We start from the raw sequence: 15,729 nt of genomic DNA on the forward strand, positions 1-15,729 counted from the left end.
GATGCTTATGACCCCAACACTCCCCCGCAGACCCCGCTGGCGCAGCCTGGCGCTGCTCGCCCTGTGCCTGGCGCCGTTGTTGTGGCCACTGCAGCACCTGGCCGAGCGTTATTACCGCAGCGAGCTGGTTGGACAAAACCGCCAGACGCTGGACCTCTACGTCGCCAACCTGCTGGGGACCCTGCACCGCTATGAAGTCTTGCCGCAGATCCTCGGTGATCTACCGGCCCTACGTGCCGTTCTCGCCGCGCCATATGAGCCGCAGGCCACCGACAACGCCAATCGCCTGCTCAAGGACATCCGCGCCCAGACTGGCGCCGAAGTCATGTACCTGATGGACACCCACGGCAAGACCCTGGCGGCGTCCAACTGGGACAAACACGATAGTTTTGTCGGGCGTAACTTTGCCTTCCGACCGTATTTCAGCGAAGCCATGCAAGGCCGCCTCGGGCGCTTTTTCGGCCTGGGCACGACGTCGGCCAAACGCGGTTATTTCTTTGCCGGAGCCGTGCGCGATGGCGAGCAGATCATCGGTGTGCTGGTGGTCAAGGTCGACCTCGACCACACTGAAAGCCTTTGGGGTAAAACCCCCGAGCAACTGCTGCTGACCGATCACAACGGGGTGGTCATCATCACCTCACGCCCGGAGTGGCGCTTCAGGGCGACCCGACCGCTGACTGACGAAGAACGCCACGCGATCTCTGCCGTCCAGCCCTACCCGACCCGTGATCCGCAACCGCTGAACCTCAACCCGGACGCTTGGCTGATCCAGACTCAGCAGATCGAAGAAACCGGCTGGAGCGTCAGCATCCTCGCGCCCAGGACCCTGATCGACCGCCCGGTGCGCACCGTGGTGGCCATCGGTGGCGCGACGTTGTTGGTGTTGATGTTGTTGCTCGGCCTGATGATGCAGCGCCGTCGCCACTACTTGCAGCGCATCGCATTCGAAGCCAAGACCCGCCGCGAACTCGAAGCGCGCGTCGCCGAAAGAACCAGCGACCTCGAAGGCCTCAACCGCCGTCTCAAGCAGGAAGTGCTGGAGCGCGAACAGGCGCAACAGGAACTGGTGCGCGCCCAGGATGATCTGGTCCAGGCCGGCAAACTTTCAGCGCTGGGCACGATGTCGGCGAGTATCAGCCATGAGCTCAATCAACCGCTGGCGGCGATTCGCAGCTACGCGGAAAACGCCGAAGTGCTGCTCGACCATCAGCGCACCGACGACGCCCGCGGCAACCTGAAACTGATCAGCGAACTGACCGGGCGCATGGCCTCGATCATCGCCCATCTGCGCGCCTTCGCCCGCCGCGACCGTCACGCTCCGGAAAGCGTTGCGCTGCAACCGGCGCTGGACGATGCGCTGGCATTGCTGGCCAAGCGGCGGCGGAGCATGGAAGTCGAGCTGATCCGTGACCTGCCGGCCGCCACGCTATGGGTCGAGGCCGGCGAAACCCGTCTGCGCCAGGTGCTCGGCAACCTGTTGGCCAACGCCCTTGATGCCCTGACCGAAAAAGGCCCGCCCCGTAGACTCTGGTTGAGTGCCGAATCCACTGCCGATGGCGTCAACCTGTACATTCGCGATAACGGCCCGGGGTTCTGCATGGAAGCCCTCGGCCGCGCCGGCGAACCGTTCTACACCACCAAGACCCGCACTCAGGGCCTTGGATTGGGGCTGGCCATTTGCGACACGCTGATGCGCGCCTTCGGCGGTGAACTGTCGTTCGCCAACCACAAGGAAGGCGGCGCCCTGATCACCCTGCGGTTACGCGCCGGCGCACCCGGTGTAAGTCTGCAACCGTCCGAGGACCGCAGTGAATGAGCAACCTGATCGACAATCGGATTCAAGTGGTGCTGATCGACGACGATCCGCATCTGCGTCAGGCCCTGAGCCAGACCCTGGACCTCGCCGGCCTGAAAATCCTCCCATTGGCCGAAGCCAAGGGCCTCTCCTCGCGCCTTGAGCGCGACTGGCCGGGCGTGGTGGTCAGCGACATCCGCATGCCGGGCATGGACGGCCTCGAACTGTTGAACGAGTTGCACGCCCAGGACCCGGAGCTGCCGGTGTTGCTGATCACCGGCCACGGCGACGTGCCGCTGGCGGTGCAAGCGATGCGTGCCGGTGCTTATGACTTCCTCGAAAAGCCGTTCGCCAGTGATGCGTTGCTCGACAGCGTGCGCCGCGCCCTGGCCCTGCGCCAACTGGTGCTGGATAACCGCAGCCTGCGCCTGGCCCTGAGCGACCGTAATGAACTGAGCACGCGACTGGTCGGACAATCGGCGCCGATGCTGCGACTGCGCGAACAGATCGGCGCCTTGGCACCCACCAAGGCCGACGTGCTGATCCTCGGTGAAACCGGTGCCGGCAAGGAAGTCGTGGCCCGCGCCCTGCACGACCTGTCGAACCGCCGCAATGGCCCGTTTGTGGCGATCAACGCCGGGGCGCTGGCCGAATCGGTGGTCGAAAGCGAATTGTTCGGTCACGAACCCGGCGCCTTCACCGGCGCGCAAAAACGCCGGATCGGCAAATTCGAATTCGCCAACGGCGGCACGCTGTTCCTCGATGAAATCGAGAGCATGAGCCTGGACGTTCAGGTCAAACTGCTGCGCTTGTTGCAAGAGCGGGTGGTCGAGCGTTTGGGCGGCAATCAACTGATCCCGCTGGACATCCGGATCATCGCCGCAACCAAGGAAGACCTGCGCCAATCGGCGGATCAGGGGCGGTTTCGTGCGGACTTGTACTACCGCCTGAACGTCGCGCCGCTGCGTATTCCGCCGCTACGCGAACGCGGCGAAGACGCGCTGATGCTGTTCCAGCACTTCGCCAACGAGGCCAGCGAGCGCCACGGTCTGCCGCCCCACGAACTGCAACCCGGACAACGAGCCCTGCTGTTGCGCCATACCTGGCCTGGCAATGTCCGTGAACTGCAAAACGCCGCCGAACGTTTCGCGCTGGGCCTGGAACTGGCGCTGGACAACGGCGCTCCGGATGGCAGTGCTGCGCCGCACAGTGCAGTGCTCGGCGGCAATCTGAGCGAGCAGGTGGAAAGCTTTGAAAAGAACCTGATCGCCGCCGAACTGGCGCGCACTCACAGCTCACTGCGCAGCGTCGCCGAAGCGCTGGGTATTCCACGCAAAACCCTGCATGACAAACTGCGCAAACACGGCTTGAACTTCGCCGATGGCGCTGGCACCAACAGCAATGCCGACGAGCTCGATTGAGCCATGCCGACTAACCTTCACCCAAGCGTCCCACACTGCGAGGCCCGTGCATGAACCGCGACAGTCGTCATCTGGAATCCGTCCTCCATCGCGACATTCCCCTCACCCGGGATATGGGCCTCAAGGTACTCGACTGGCACGACCGGCAATTACGCCTGCACTTGCCGCTGGCGGCCAACGTCAATCACAAGAGCACCATGTTTGGCGGTAGTTTGTACTGTGGCGCGGTGTTGGCGGGTTGGGGCTGGCTGCATTTGCGCCTGCGCGAAGAAGGCGTCGAGGGCGGGCACATCGTGATTCAGGAAGGTCAGATCAGCTATCCGCTGCCGGTCACTGGCGATGCCATTGCCATTTGCATGGCGCCAAGTGCGGCGGTGTGGAGGAAGTTTTTGGCGATGTACCAACGCTACGGCCGAGCGCGGTTGGCGTTGCATACACGGGTCGTCAACGTCGATAGCGATGAGGATGCGGTGACGTTTACCGGGCAGTATGTGCTGCATCGGTAGTCCCTTTGCAGGAGGTCAGCCAAAGTTTACGCAAAACTTGTGGTGAGGGGGCTTGCCCCCGTTGGGGCGCGAAGCGACCCCGAGCCCAGACACCGAACGGTATCCGTTAAACCCCATTGACTGTATTGCGACTGCTGCGCAGCCGAACGGGGGCAAGCCCCCTCGCCACAAGGCTGCGGTGTGCTCAGGAGCGAGCCAGTTCCAGCAGCTTCTCGCGCCACGCGGCTTTGGCCGGCAGCGCCAGGAAAAACGCATTGCGCAACGACTCTCGCGCCGGATAGCTGAACGGCTCACCGCTCAACTCCAGCACCTCGCCACCCGCACCTTCGAGCACGCCTTGTGCGGCAGCCGTATCCCACTGGGAGGTTGGTGCCAAACGCGGGTAACAATCCGCCGCGCCTTCGGCCAGCAGGCAAAACTTCAGCGAACTGCCGATATTGGCCAGTTGCAGCTCACCCAGACTGGCACTCAAGCCAGCGAGCAAGCGCTCCTGCTCAGGGCTTGAATGTCGACGACTGGCGACCACGGTGAACGCTTCGCCAGCAGGCAGTACGTCACGGACCTGAATCGGCAGCGGCGTAGCATCCTTGTCGGCACGCCAGGCCCCAAGTCCGGCGCCACCGAAGTAGCAGCGGCCATTGGTCGGCATCGACACTACGCCAAACACCACACGTCCCTGTTCGATCAGCGCGATGTTGACGGTGAACTCTTCACTGCCGGAAATGAACTCCTTGGTGCCATCCAACGGGTCGACCAACCACCAGCGCTGCCAACCGGCGCGCACCGATTGCGCAATGTCGGCGTCTTCTTCCGAGAGCACCGGGATGCTCGGATCAAGTGCTGTCAGCCCGGCCAGAATCAGATGATGAGCGGCGAGATCGGCGGCGGTGACCGGAGAATCGTCAGCCTTGGTGGTCACGTCCGTGCCTGTGCGCCAGAACGGCAGGATGACCTCGCCGGCCTTCAACGCCAACTCGACCACGGGGGCCAGCAAAGGATGAACCTGGGGGAAATCACTCACGGTTGAAACACTCCACGCTGGGTCAATAAATCACGGGCCAGGTACAACGCCGCCAAGGCGCGGCCTTCGGTGAACTGCGGGTTCTGCGCCAGCGCCGCGAGCTCTCGCAGATTGACCCGGTCCACACGCATCGGCTCTGGCTCATCGCCTTCAAGGCTTTCTTCGTACAAATCAGTCGCCAACACCACCTGAATTTTCTGGCTCATATAACCGGGCGACAGCGACAGCTCGGTCAGATGCTCCAGTTGCCGGGCGCCAAAACCGGCCTCTTCCTTGAGCTCACGCTCGGCCGCTGCCAACACATCCTCGCCAGGTTCGATCAAGCCCTTGGGCAACGACAGTTCATAGGCATCGGTTCCGCCGCAGTATTCTTCAACCAGCACCGCGTGGTCGGAATCGAGCATCGCCACGATCATTACTGCGCCATACCCCGCGCCCTTGCCGACCAATCGCTCATAGGTGCGCTCGACGCCATTGGAAAAGCGCAACTGCACCTCTTCAACGCAGAACAAGCGGGTGGTGGCGACGATCTCGCGGGCTAATACTTCGGGTTTCTGGCGCATGGCGGCTCCTTGGCGTGAACGCGGTACTATAACGCGGCTTTCTTGATTGTTTATGTCGGATATCTTTTTACCGCTGGAGAAGTTTTCAATGCCATCACTGCCCTGGCGCGACATTGATACCGTTCTGCTGGATATGGACGGCACGCTGCTGGACCTGCACTACGACAACCATTTCTGGATGGAACACCTGCCCAAGCGTTATGCCGAGCTGCATGGTGTCAGTCGGGCCATGGCCGAGCTGGAATTGCAGCCGTTGTTCGAGCGCAACGCCGGTCAGCTGCAGTGGTATTGCCTGGACTTCTGGAGCGCTGAGCTGAAGCTGCCGGTGCGCGAGTTGAAACTCGAGACCGCCCATCTGATCGCATTGCGACCGGACGCCGATACCTTTCTGGCAGCGATCAAGCAGGCCGGAAAGCGCGTGATCCTGATCACCAACGCCCACCGTGACTCATTGTCGCTGAAGCTGGAAAAAGTCGAACTGGCGCCCTACTTCGAGCGGTTGATCAGCTCCCACGATTACGGTTTCGCCAAGGAAAACCCGCAATTCTGGGACGCCTTGCACGCAGACATCGACTTCGACCCACGCCGCAGCCTGTTCATCGACGACACATTACCGATCCTGCGCAGCGCCCGGGAATTTGGCGTGGCGCATCTGTTGGCCGTGAGCCAGCCGGACAGCCGAAAAGAACCGAAAGACACTGCGGAATTTGCAGCCGTCGGGGATTATCGGGATCTCCTTGCAGGCCTCTGAGATCGAGTCGCCTGCATCGCGGGCAAGCCTTGCTCCTACGGACCGTGTGATCGCGTAATCGTGTAATCGTGTGATCGCGTAATCGTCTGTAGGAGCAAAGCTTGCTCGCGATGGCCATCACACGGTCTAGAAATCCACAGTGCCCGACCAATGACTCAACTTCGGCACAAGCGCTAGAATCGCGCCCTTTGCCTGCGCCACGGAGCGACGATGGACATCAAACAGCTGAAATTCCTCATCGCCCTCGACGAAACCCGACACTTCGGCCAAGCCGCAGCGCGCTGCCACATCACTCAGCCTACTCTGTCGATGCGCTTGCGCAGCCTTGAAGAAGAACTCGATCTGCCGTTGGTCAATCGTGGCCAGCGCTTCGAAGGTTTCACCGCACCGGGCGAGCGGGTGCTGGCCTGGGCGCGCACCGTGCTGGCCGCCTGTGACGGCTTGCAGGCCGAGGCCGCAGCCTGTCGCGGCAACCTGGTCGGCACCTTGCGCCTGGGCGTCGTGCCGCTGTCGAGTTTTGATCCGCTGCCACTGATGCAGAAACTGCACGCCGAACACCCGAACCTGCGTTTCGAACTCTCGGCCTTGAGCTCGGAGCAAATCCTCGAACACTTGGCGAACAATCGCCTGGACCTCGGCGTGTCCTATCTCGAGCGCCTCGACAGCGAGTGCTTCGATTCATTGGCCTTCAGCGAAACCCGCATGGGCCTGCTCTACGACCAGCGCTTTTTCAGCTTCGGTGAAAAGCCCTTGAGCTGGGAGGCTCTGATCGAGCTGCCCTTGGGCATGCTCACCAGCGGCATGCACTTTCGCCAGTCCATCGACCACAACTTCCACAGCCGTGGTCTCAGCCCGCAGCCGTTGTTACAGACCGACGCGGTCCATCAATTGTTGCAAGCTGTGCACGGTGGCCTGTGTTGCGCAGTGATGCCACTGGAAGGCGGGCTCGAAACACTGACCGAGCATTTGCGCCTGCAACCGATTGAAAATGCGCAAACCCTTGGCCGGCTGGGGCTGATCATGCGCCGCGGTACACCGCGCTCGGCATTGGCTGAAGCGTGTTTCGCGTACTATCAGAAATCACTTACGAACTCTTGATCGACGCCATCTATCGGTAGATCAGTAATAGCGATTAGACGTGACACATTGACGCGCCTAGGCTTAAGGCTGGATAAACCGCCGGTATTGCCCCATGAAAGCCAAGCGTCCGGTTTGCGGGGCGCCCGCCGTCGAAATGCCCACGCCAGCCGCCAGTCAGAACTATCAGTATTGCAACCTCGACCATAGCGAATCAGCCAGCACCGCGCTCGCTGAGGAAGTGGCGTTGGCAATCGCCTACAACGGCATCAGCCAGGCGGTGATGCTGGTGACACCGAGTGACCTGGAAGACTTCATCGTCGGTTTCAGCCTGGGTAGCGGGATCATCAGTGACGTGTCCGACCTCTATGACCTGCAACTCAGCGGGTCCGGTTCGGCGCAGTACGCGCAGGTCAGTATTTCCAGCCGCGCGTTCTGGAACCTCAAGCAGCAGCGCCGGCAACTGGCCGGTACCAGCGGTTGTGGACTCTGTGGCGTCGAAGCGGTAGAGCAAGCCTTGCCGCAACTCAACGTATTGCCCGGTGCCCCCTTACCGCCCGCACAATGGCTTGAAGGCCTGCGCCAGCGCATCGGTGAATTCCAGCCATTGGGCCAATACAGCGGCGCAGTGCACGCCGCTGTGTTCATGAACAACCAGGGCGAGTTGCTACTGGGCCGTGAAGACATCGGCCGGCACAACGCGCTCGACAAGCTGATTGGCGCGCTGATCCGCCAGAACATCCCGATGGCAGGTGGACTGGTGATAGTCACCAGCCGTTGCAGCCTCGAACTGATCCAGAAAGTGCTGCGCGCCGGCATCCAGACCCTGGTCAGCCTGTCGTCGCCCACCGGCCTGGCCGTGCAATGGGCACGCCGGCACAACCTCAATCTTATCCACCTGCCGCAAAAAAGTGCGCCGCGGGTCTACAGCCCTGCGACGGAGAACCAAGCGTGAGTCAACATCGTCAAGCCGACCAGAAACCCGTCCCCCGCTACAAACCCTACAAAGGCCCAGCCGGTGGCTGGGGCGCGCTGATCAGCGTCGCCCAGGCCTGGTTGACCAGTGATAACGCGCTGAAAAACCTCCGCATAATGCTCAAGACCAACCAGAACGGCGGCTTCGACTGCCCCGGTTGTGCCTGGGGCGATTCTCCGGAAAAGGGCATGGTGATGTTCTGCGAGAACGGCGCCAAGGCGGTCAACTGGGAAGCCACCAAGCGCCGGGTCGATGCCGCGTTCTTCGCCAAGCACAGCGTCAGCTCGCTGCTGGAACAAAGTGACTACTGGCTCGAATACCAGGGCCGGTTGACCGAGCCGATGAGCTACAACGCCGAAACCGACCGCTACACTCCCATCAGCTGGGAAGCAGCCTTCGCGCTGATCGGTAAACACCTGCAGAACCTGCCGAGTCCGAATCAGGCCGAGTTCTACACGTCGGGCCGCGCCAGCAACGAAGCGGCGTATCTCTATCAGCTGTTCGTCCGTGCGTTCGGCACCAATAACTTCCCCGACTGTTCAAACATGTGCCACGAGGCCAGCGGTGTGGCCATGGCGCAGAGTGTCGGTGTCGGCAAAGGCAGCGTGACCTTCGACGACTTCGAACACGCGGACGCGATTTTCGTCTGGGGCCAGAACCCCGGCACCAACCATCCACGGATGCTCGAACCTCTGCGCGAAGCAGTGAAGCGCGGCGCTCAGGTGGTGTGCATCAACCCGCTCAAAGAGCGTGGCCTGGAGCGTTTCCAGCACCCACAGCACCCGATCGAAATGCTCACCAACGGTGACAAGCCGACCAACACCGCGTACTTCCGCCCAGCGTTGGGCGGCGACATGGCGCTGCTGCGCGGCATGGCCAAGTTCCTGCTGCAATGGGAACGCGAGGCGCAGCAAACCGACGCGCCATCGGTGTTCGACCACGACTTCCTCAACGAACACACCGTCAGCGTGCTCGACTACCTGGGCGAGATCGACGACACCTCATGGGAGCAGATCGTCGAGCAGTCCGGGCTGACTCTGGAGGAGATCGAGCAAGCGGCGCGCATGTACGCCAAAGGCAAGAACGTGATCATGTGTTGGGCCATGGGCATTACCCAGCACCGGCACTCGGTACCGACCATCCAGGAAATCGCCAACCTGATGCTGCTGCGCGGCAACATCGGTCGGCCGGGCGCGGGCCTGTGCCCGGTGCGCGGGCACAGCAACGTGCAAGGCGACCGAACCATGGGCATCAACGAACGCCCGCCAGCGTTCTTCCTCGATGCACTGGAGCGCCGCTTCCAGTTCAAGGTGCCGCGTGAAAACGGTCACAACGTGGTCGAGGCCATCCACGCGATGCTCGACGGTCGCTCGAAAGTCTTCATCGGTCTGGGCGGCAACTTTGCCCAAGCCACGCCGGACAGCCCACGGACCTTCCAGGCCCTGAGCAATTGCGACCTCACCGTGCAAATCAGCACCAAGCTCAACCGCAGCCATCTGGCGCACGGTAAAGAGGCGCTGATCCTGCCGTGCCTCGGGCGCACCGACATCGACTTGCAAACCGAAGGGGCGCAAGCGGTGACCGTTGAAGATTCGTTCAGCATGGTTCACGCCTCCAACGGCCAACTGCAGCCGTTGTCGAAACAGATGCGCTCGGAGCCGTCGATCATCGCCGGCATCGCTGCCGCAACCTTGGGCACCACGCCTGTCGACTGGAATTGGCTGGTGGCCGATTACCGCCGTATCCGCGAACTGATTGCCGACACTATTCCGGGCTTCAAGGACTTCAACCAGAAAATCGAGAACCCGGGCGGCTTTTATCTCGGCAACAGCGCACGTGCCCGGCGCTGGCACACGCCGTCGGGCCGCGCCAATTTCCGCCCGAACATCCTGCCAGCTGATCTGGTGCACGAGCGCACCCGCGCCACCGGGCAGTTACCAGACCTGATCATGCAATCAATGCGCTCTCACGATCAGTACAACACCACCATTTACGGTCTCGACGACCGTTATCGTGGGGTCAAAGGCCAGCGTGACGTGCTGTTCGTCAACGAAGCCGACATCATCCGCCTGGGTTTCAAACCGGGGCAGAAAGCCGATATCGTATCGATCTGGGATGACGGCCGTGAGCGCCGCGTCAAAGGCTTCACCTTGCTGGCGTTCGATATTCCCGCCGGACAAGCCGCCGCCTACTACCCGGAAGTGAACCCGTTGGTGCCGCTGGAAAGCATCGGTGATGGCAGCCACACACCGACCTCCAAGTTCGTGGCGATCCGTTTGGAAGCAGCAAGCGAAACCGGGTTGATCATGGCAAAGTCTGCCTGAGACAAAGTCAAACCTCACCACAGGACTATGTTCACCTCACTGACCCGGTGTCAGAACACTTTCCAAACGCCCACAAAAAAGGCCGCTTTTGTATCAAAGCGGCCTGTCGCAAGTAGCTAAAGACCCGCGAAAATCCATTAAGTTCCGTCTATAAAACAATAACTTAGCAAATTGTGCACAAGTCGTGTTACTCGTCGGATTTCTATTGTAACCATCGCGACACAGCCTCAGGATCGCGCCGTCATCCCTTTGAGGCTCCTCTCATGAAGTTCTCCTCGATTCTCTTGTTGTCCCTTGGCCTGATCAGTGGCGCCGCATCTGCCGGTGGCACCGCCGAGGCAGGTGTTGGCGGCGCATTGGGCGGGGTACTTGGCTCAGTGGTTGGTCAATCGCTGGGTGGCAGCACCGGCTCGACCATTGGTGCAGCCCTGGGCGGCGCCGGCGGTAGTGCGGTAGGTGCCAACAGACACAGCCGTGGCGAAGCCGCCATCGGTGGTGCGCTCGGCGCAGCCGGCGGTAACGTGGTCGGCCGCAGCATGGGCGGCACCACAGGCAGCCTGATCGGCGCAGCCGCCGGCGGTGGCGTGGGCGGTGCGCTGGGTAACCATATGGGCAACAGCAGCTATGACGAAGACCGTGGCGGTCGTGACCGTGGTGGCCGCCGTTACTACCGCGATGATGACGATGACCACCGCGGTCGTGGCCACGCCTACGGCCATCGCAAGCATCACCACCGGTACTATCGCGACTGATACTCGAGTAGTGTCACGCAACGGAATCGAGTAGGAGGCGGCTTCACAGCCGCCGTCCTCTCACACCACCGTACGTACGGTTCCGTATACGGCGGTTCAGGTTATGCGGCTAAGCCGGTTTATCGTATCCAGTATCGAGACCAGCCCGAGTCGATCCCACAGTTTCTTCGGCAGCGCCTGATTCATATGTGGCGCTCCCGAGTTCCACCATGGGCCTCGGCCATTGAAGGCCGATTTCCACGCCCGCGCCTCATCAAGCCCTAAGCGCATCAGGTTGCGCGCCCTCGTAGAGGGCCGCTTCCATTGACGCCAGGTGACACAACGAAGTTTGTGACGCACCCAGCCGTCCAGCGCCTCAAGTGGCCGCTTACTTTGACTCAGCTTGAAGTAGCCAGCCCAACCACGCAGCACGGGGGTTATATGCTCAATGATGTATCTCATTGAACGGCTCCGTATCCGACGCAGCAGTTCCCTGAGTCGGTCGCGCAAGCGATGCAGGCTCATGCTCGCCACTCTCAGCTTCGGCTGTTGATGCCAGCTCATCCCATAGCCCAGATAATCACAGACCCAAGGCCGTGCCACGCGGCTCTTTTCCCGATTCAACGTCAGTTTCAGACGCTGGCTCAGGAAGCGCTCAACGCTGACCATCACTCGTTCGCCCGCACGGCGACTGCGCACATAAATGTTCGCATCGTCGGCATAGCGCACGAAGCGATGGCCCCGCCGCTCCAGCTCTCGGTCGAGTTCGTTGAGCAGAATGTTCGACAGCAACGGCGAGAGCGGGCCGCCTTGCGGCGTCCCTTCCTGCCGTCGGCTGGCGATCCCGCCCGACATCACTCCGGCCTGGAGGTAACGACGGATCAGCGTGAGTACCCGCCGGTCTTCGACATGACGCTGTACATAAGCCATCAACACATCGTGGTTGACCCGATCAAAGAACTTCTCCAGATCGAGCTCCACGCACCAGCGGTGACCCGCCGCCACATGGGCACGGGCTGTTTCGATTGCTTGGTGGGCGCTTCTGCCCGGACGAAAGCCGTAGCTGTAGTCCGAGAACAGCGGATCGAAGATCGGCGTGAGCTGTTGCAGCAGTGCCTGTTAGATCAAGCGGTCCACGACGCCGGGAATGCCCAGCTGCCTTGTGCCGCCTTTGGGTTTGGGGATGTCGACGGCGCGTACACCTTGCGGGTGATACTCGCCGGCCAGCAACCGAGCCTTAAGGATCGGCCAATACTGTTTCACGTAGCTCGCCAAGTCGTCGACCGTCATGCCATCGGCACCCGGTGCGCCCTTGTTGCTGACCACGCGTTGATACGCACACCTAAGGTTGGCCGGTGCAAGCACCCGCGCCATCAGCGTATCCGACTCCGCGTTCGTCCACGTCACGGACGCCGCTGATACCTGTGCACTGTCAGCCGTCATCCTCGGATTCTGTCCGGGATTCGGAGTAACAGTCTTCTCTGGGAGAAATTTCTGCATTTCGGTATTCAACGAGACTCTGACGCCTACTGGCGGCATAACCTGTTCGGCCCTTGGTGGCATGGTGATTCGCCACTTACTACGGCCTCGGCTGACTTCTGCAGATCCATCCCGTCGCCTCGCGACGCTCGGTAGCACAGTGGCAAACCTGCAGATCTCCCAGGGTAATTCGCGCGACCTTCCTGCTTATGCCTGTCGGATTTACGTCACAGCGTTCCGTGCAAGTATTGGGCTTTGACGATTGAGGCCGTCTTACCCCGCTGCGCCGCCTCTATCCGCTTCCTGTTCGTCAGGCCAGCATTTTGCCTCGGGCTTCCTTCAGATTCGCAGTCGCCCGCGACACCCTTGCCTCTGGCTAACACTTCCCCTTGCCGGGTGTGTAGAGGACTTTCACCTCCAAGTCACCAGCGAGGCCACCACAGCCAAGCTGGTTGCGCTTGCGCGCAACGCGCCATGCCTGGCGCACCTCCAAAAAGTCGCAGCCCTCGGGCTGCGATTTTTCGTTTCACACCACCAACCGCTCCAAGGCCCCACGTAACCCGGCAGGAATCGCCACCGGCTGATTCGAGGCCCGATCCACAAACACATGCACAAAGCGCCCTGCCGCACAGGCGTCCGCTTCCCCGGCCTTGAACACCGCCAATTCGTATTGCACCGAACTGCTGCCCAACTTGCCCACCCGCAAACCGATTTCAATGCGCTCGGGAAAAGCGATCGAGGCGAAGTAATCGCACGCCGAACTCACCACAAACCCCACCACTTCACCGCCGTGAATATCCAGACCACCGACTTCGATCAGATAGGTATTCACCGCCGTGTCGAAGAAACTGTAATAGGTCACGTTATTCACATGGCCATAGACATCGTTGTCGTGCCAGCGGGTGATGATCGGCTGGAAGTAGCGGTAGTCGGAGCGCTGGGGTATCGGGTTGGACATCAGTGTCGGTTCCTGGAATTGAACAGCCAGTCTAAGGCGAAAACCGCCCGGCCCGCTCCTACATGAGTGACAGTTCAGTCAGCCAGATTCGCTTCGGCCCACTCGCGTACCTCGGCATACGGATAATCCTCCAGCGCTGCAAACCCCGGAATCGCTCGCGCCTTGAGCTTGGTAAACAACGGCACGCTGATACCGCACAAGAATCGCGTCAGCCGTTCCGCACCCGGTAGATCGCCGCTGTACGCCTCATGCCTGTGGATAAAGTCGCCACACAGCGACTCGAAGTTTTTATCCACAAGCGCCGGCAGCTCAGGCGGTTCCGGCAGGCGGGCAACCTGCCCATGACACACCGAACAATGCCCGCACTGCTGCGGCGCGTTTTCGTCACCGAAGTACTGCGCCAATCGATAACCCAGGCAGCGCTCGGTGGCGAACAGATCGAGCATCGCGTGAATCCGGGCAATTTCGGTACGTTCATGTTGCGTGAAATAGCCATGCAACTCGGCACTCAACGCCTGGGCATCGAAGTCCGTCAGCAGCAGGCTGTAGACCTCGGTCATCTGCTTGCTTTCCAGCTCGACCCAGCCCTTCTCCTGGAAGTAATCCAGCGCCTTGACTACCCGGTTGCGCTCGGCTTGATGCTGTTGGTAAAGCGCCTCGAAATTCACCGTGGCCCAGGTTCGCGCACGGCTGGAGGTCTGGATGATCGCCTCGACGAAGTCCCGTCGCTCGCCTTCGAAACGTGCCAACAAGGCTTCAGGCTCCAGCAGGAACTTGAAACGGTATTCGGCAAAGTAGGCGTAACGCGGGGCGATCAAGCCTTTGAGTTCAAGTTGCACCAGCAAGGTCTTGAGCGGCAATTGGCGGATATTGCTCTGGTCAGCCAGCGGTCCCAGTAAAAACTCCCACTGCCCATCTGGCGCGGCCGCTTGCAGTTCGTCGAGCACACAGCGGATGCCGTCCAGCTCCGGCGTGTCGCCGTACACGAAGTTTTCCAACACGTTGAGGCTGTCGCGGTTGGCCAGCACCAGACAGTCGGAAGGCTGCCCGTCACGCCCGGCACGGCCAATTTCCTGACTGTAGTTTTCGATGGATTTCGGCAGGTCAAAATGCACCACGTTGCGGATATCGCTCTTGTCGATACCCATCCCGAACGCGATGGTGGCGACGATGCAATTGGACTGCCCGCCCATGAACCGACGCTGAATGGCTTCCCGTTGTTCGTGGGGCAAACCGGCGTGATAGGCCTCGGCCTGAAGACCGTTTTGGCTCAGGTGCTGGGCAATCTGTTCGGCGGTTTTCTGCAAGGTCACGTAGACGATGCTCGGCTGCCCGGCACGCTGGCTCATCCACTCCACCAGACGCCGGCGCTTGTCCTGGCCACGCACCGGTTCAACCAGCAAATTCAGGTTGGGCCGATAGAAACCGGTGGTCACCACATCGTTCGCCGCGATAGCGAATTTCGCCTGCATGTCGGCGATCACCTTGGGCGTGGCAGTGGCGGTCAGTAGCAAGGCTTGCGGGATGTTGAACTGGCGCTGGTAGTCCGGCAGTTTCAAATAGTCGGGCCTGAAGTTGTGGCCCCACTCGGAGATACAGTGCGCCTCGTCCACCACCAGCAACGAGATCGGTACCTGCTGCAAAAAGTTGCGAAAGCGCTCGTTCTTCAAGCGCTCCACGGAAATCATCAGGATCTTCAATTCGCCGGAACGCGCCCGCGCCATCACCTCGTTGGCGTCATCGCGGCTCTGCGCCGAATCGATACTCGCCGCGGCAATCCCGTGGCGCTGCAAGAACGCCAATTGGTCCTGCATCAACGCCAGCAACGGCGACACCACCAGCGTCAGGTGCGGCAGCAACAAGGCCGGCAACTGATAGCACAAGGACTTGCCGGAACCGGTCGGGAAAATCGCCGCCGCCGAGCGCCCGGCCAACACTGCACTGACCGCCGCCTCCTGGCCGGGCCGGAACTGTGGATAACCAAAGACCTGTTCGAGGGTGTTGTGCATAAGCTGTCACTCCGTTGACTGCTGCCATGCCGAAAGCCTAGCCGGCCAAAGCAGCGAGTCGAGAAAAGGTCGGGCGCAAAAGAGATACGGGATGATACAGGGAGGGAGTGTCGCAAGA

Annotated in this window: 12 protein-coding genes and 1 pseudogene; 8 read left to right on the top strand and 5 right to left on the bottom strand. The window is 61.1% G+C overall.

Features of this window, described 5'->3' with window-relative positions; all coding sequences use genetic code 11:
* Positions 1–7: 7 nt before the first annotated feature.
* From AC1RJ3_RS24260 to AC1RJ3_RS24270, 3 genes are read left to right on the top strand one after another with little or no spacing between them, the layout of a single operon-like run.
* Positions 8–1,816 carry a sensor histidine kinase gene (locus tag AC1RJ3_RS24260; RefSeq protein ID WP_493080922.1) on the top strand — a complete coding sequence of 603 codons (1,809 nt, stop codon included), beginning with the start codon at positions 8–10 and terminating at the stop codon, positions 1,814–1,816.
* Complete coding sequence (locus AC1RJ3_RS24265) at positions 1,813–3,216, top strand: sigma-54-dependent transcriptional regulator (RefSeq protein WP_493080924.1); 1,404 nt, start codon at positions 1,813–1,815, stop codon at positions 3,214–3,216. Before AC1RJ3_RS24260 ends, AC1RJ3_RS24265 begins: the two co-directional genes overlap by 4 nt.
* A 50-nt stretch (positions 3,217–3,266) precedes the next feature.
* Positions 3,267–3,722, top strand: coding sequence for a YiiD C-terminal domain-containing protein (locus AC1RJ3_RS24270; protein ID WP_054595117.1), 456 nt, complete (start codon positions 3,267–3,269; stop codon positions 3,720–3,722).
* Between the two features lie 184 nt (positions 3,723–3,906).
* On the opposite strand, the gene cysQ is transcribed toward AC1RJ3_RS24270, so the two are convergent.
* Together cysQ and nudE are read right to left on the bottom strand one after the other, a co-directional pair.
* The gene (gene cysQ / locus AC1RJ3_RS24275; RefSeq protein WP_493080926.1) at positions 3,907–4,743 is read right to left on the bottom strand and encodes a 3'(2'),5'-bisphosphate nucleotidase CysQ; all 837 of its coding nucleotides are present in this window, start codon (positions 4,741–4,743) and stop codon (positions 3,907–3,909) included.
* Positions 4,740–5,306, bottom strand: a complete 567-nt coding sequence (gene nudE / locus AC1RJ3_RS24280; protein ID WP_054595115.1) for an ADP compounds hydrolase NudE — start codon at positions 5,304–5,306, stop codon at positions 4,740–4,742. Before nudE ends, cysQ begins: the two co-directional genes overlap by 4 nt.
* 88 nt (positions 5,307–5,394) lie before the next feature.
* On the opposite strand from nudE, the gene yrfG reads away from it, so the two are divergent.
* From yrfG to AC1RJ3_RS24305, 5 genes are all read left to right on the top strand, one after another.
* Entirely contained in the window at positions 5,395–6,057 is a 663-nt protein-coding gene (yrfG, locus tag AC1RJ3_RS24285) for a GMP/IMP nucleotidase (protein ID WP_347928608.1), read from the top strand.
* 210 nt (positions 6,058–6,267) lie between these two features.
* Positions 6,268–7,155, top strand: a complete 888-nt coding sequence (locus tag AC1RJ3_RS24290) for a LysR family transcriptional regulator (RefSeq protein WP_493080929.1) — start codon at positions 6,268–6,270, stop codon at positions 7,153–7,155.
* A 94-nt stretch (positions 7,156–7,249) separates the two neighbouring features.
* Positions 7,250–8,089 carry a formate dehydrogenase accessory sulfurtransferase FdhD gene (gene fdhD, locus AC1RJ3_RS24295; RefSeq protein ID WP_054595112.1) on the top strand — a complete coding sequence of 280 codons (840 nt, stop codon included), beginning with the start codon at positions 7,250–7,252 and terminating at the stop codon, positions 8,087–8,089.
* Entirely contained in the window at positions 8,086–10,434 is a 2,349-nt protein-coding gene (locus AC1RJ3_RS24300; protein ID WP_054595111.1) for an FdhF/YdeP family oxidoreductase, read from the top strand. The genes fdhD and AC1RJ3_RS24300 overlap by 4 nt, the downstream gene beginning before the upstream one ends.
* Before the next feature lie 263 nt (positions 10,435–10,697).
* Complete coding sequence (locus AC1RJ3_RS24305; RefSeq protein WP_103318232.1) at positions 10,698–11,186, top strand: glycine zipper domain-containing protein; 489 nt, start codon at positions 10,698–10,700, stop codon at positions 11,184–11,186.
* A gap of 96 nt (positions 11,187–11,282) precedes the next feature.
* On the opposite strand, the pseudogene ltrA reads toward AC1RJ3_RS24305, so the two are convergent.
* The 3 genes and pseudogenes from ltrA to AC1RJ3_RS24320 all read right to left on the bottom strand — a co-directional run bounded on the left by ltrA (position 11,283) and on the right by AC1RJ3_RS24320 (position 15,611).
* Positions 11,283–12,704, bottom strand: a pseudogene (ltrA, locus tag AC1RJ3_RS24310) (group II intron reverse transcriptase/maturase).
* A 466-nt stretch (positions 12,705–13,170) separates the two neighbouring features.
* Positions 13,171–13,602, bottom strand: a complete 432-nt coding sequence (locus AC1RJ3_RS24315; RefSeq protein WP_493080932.1) for an acyl-CoA thioesterase — start codon at positions 13,600–13,602, stop codon at positions 13,171–13,173.
* A 74-nt stretch (positions 13,603–13,676) separates the two neighbouring features.
* Complete coding sequence (locus tag AC1RJ3_RS24320) at positions 13,677–15,611, bottom strand: RecQ family ATP-dependent DNA helicase (protein ID WP_493080934.1); 1,935 nt, start codon at positions 15,609–15,611, stop codon at positions 13,677–13,679.
* Between the last annotated feature and the right edge of the window lie 118 nt (positions 15,612–15,729).

The sequence above is a fragment of the Pseudomonas sp. GW822-FHT04C11 genome (assembly GCF_058800905.1).

What these genes read in the sequence shown, in the direction of transcription:
- nudE (WP_054595115.1), bottom strand. Translation starts at nt 5,306, where the DNA reads ATGCGCCAGAAACCCGAAGTATTAGCCCGCGAGATCGTCGCCACCACC.
- AC1RJ3_RS24265 (WP_493080924.1), top strand. Translation starts at nt 1,813, where the DNA reads ATGAGCAACCTGATCGACAATCGGATTCAAGTGGTGCTGATCGACGAC.
- yrfG (WP_347928608.1), top strand. Translation starts at nt 5,395, where the DNA reads ATGCCATCACTGCCCTGGCGCGACATTGATACCGTTCTGCTGGATATG.
- AC1RJ3_RS24320 (WP_493080934.1), bottom strand. Translation starts at nt 15,611, where the DNA reads ATGCACAACACCCTCGAACAGGTCTTTGGTTATCCACAGTTCCGGCCC.
- AC1RJ3_RS24315 (WP_493080932.1), bottom strand. Translation starts at nt 13,602, where the DNA reads ATGTCCAACCCGATACCCCAGCGCTCCGACTACCGCTACTTCCAGCCG.
- fdhD (WP_054595112.1), top strand. Translation starts at nt 7,250, where the DNA reads ATGAAAGCCAAGCGTCCGGTTTGCGGGGCGCCCGCCGTCGAAATGCCC.
- AC1RJ3_RS24260 (WP_493080922.1), top strand. Translation starts at nt 8, where the DNA reads ATGACCCCAACACTCCCCCGCAGACCCCGCTGGCGCAGCCTGGCGCTG.
- AC1RJ3_RS24305 (WP_103318232.1), top strand. Translation starts at nt 10,698, where the DNA reads ATGAAGTTCTCCTCGATTCTCTTGTTGTCCCTTGGCCTGATCAGTGGC.
- AC1RJ3_RS24270 (WP_054595117.1), top strand. Translation starts at nt 3,267, where the DNA reads ATGAACCGCGACAGTCGTCATCTGGAATCCGTCCTCCATCGCGACATT.
- AC1RJ3_RS24290 (WP_493080929.1), top strand. Translation starts at nt 6,268, where the DNA reads ATGGACATCAAACAGCTGAAATTCCTCATCGCCCTCGACGAAACCCGA.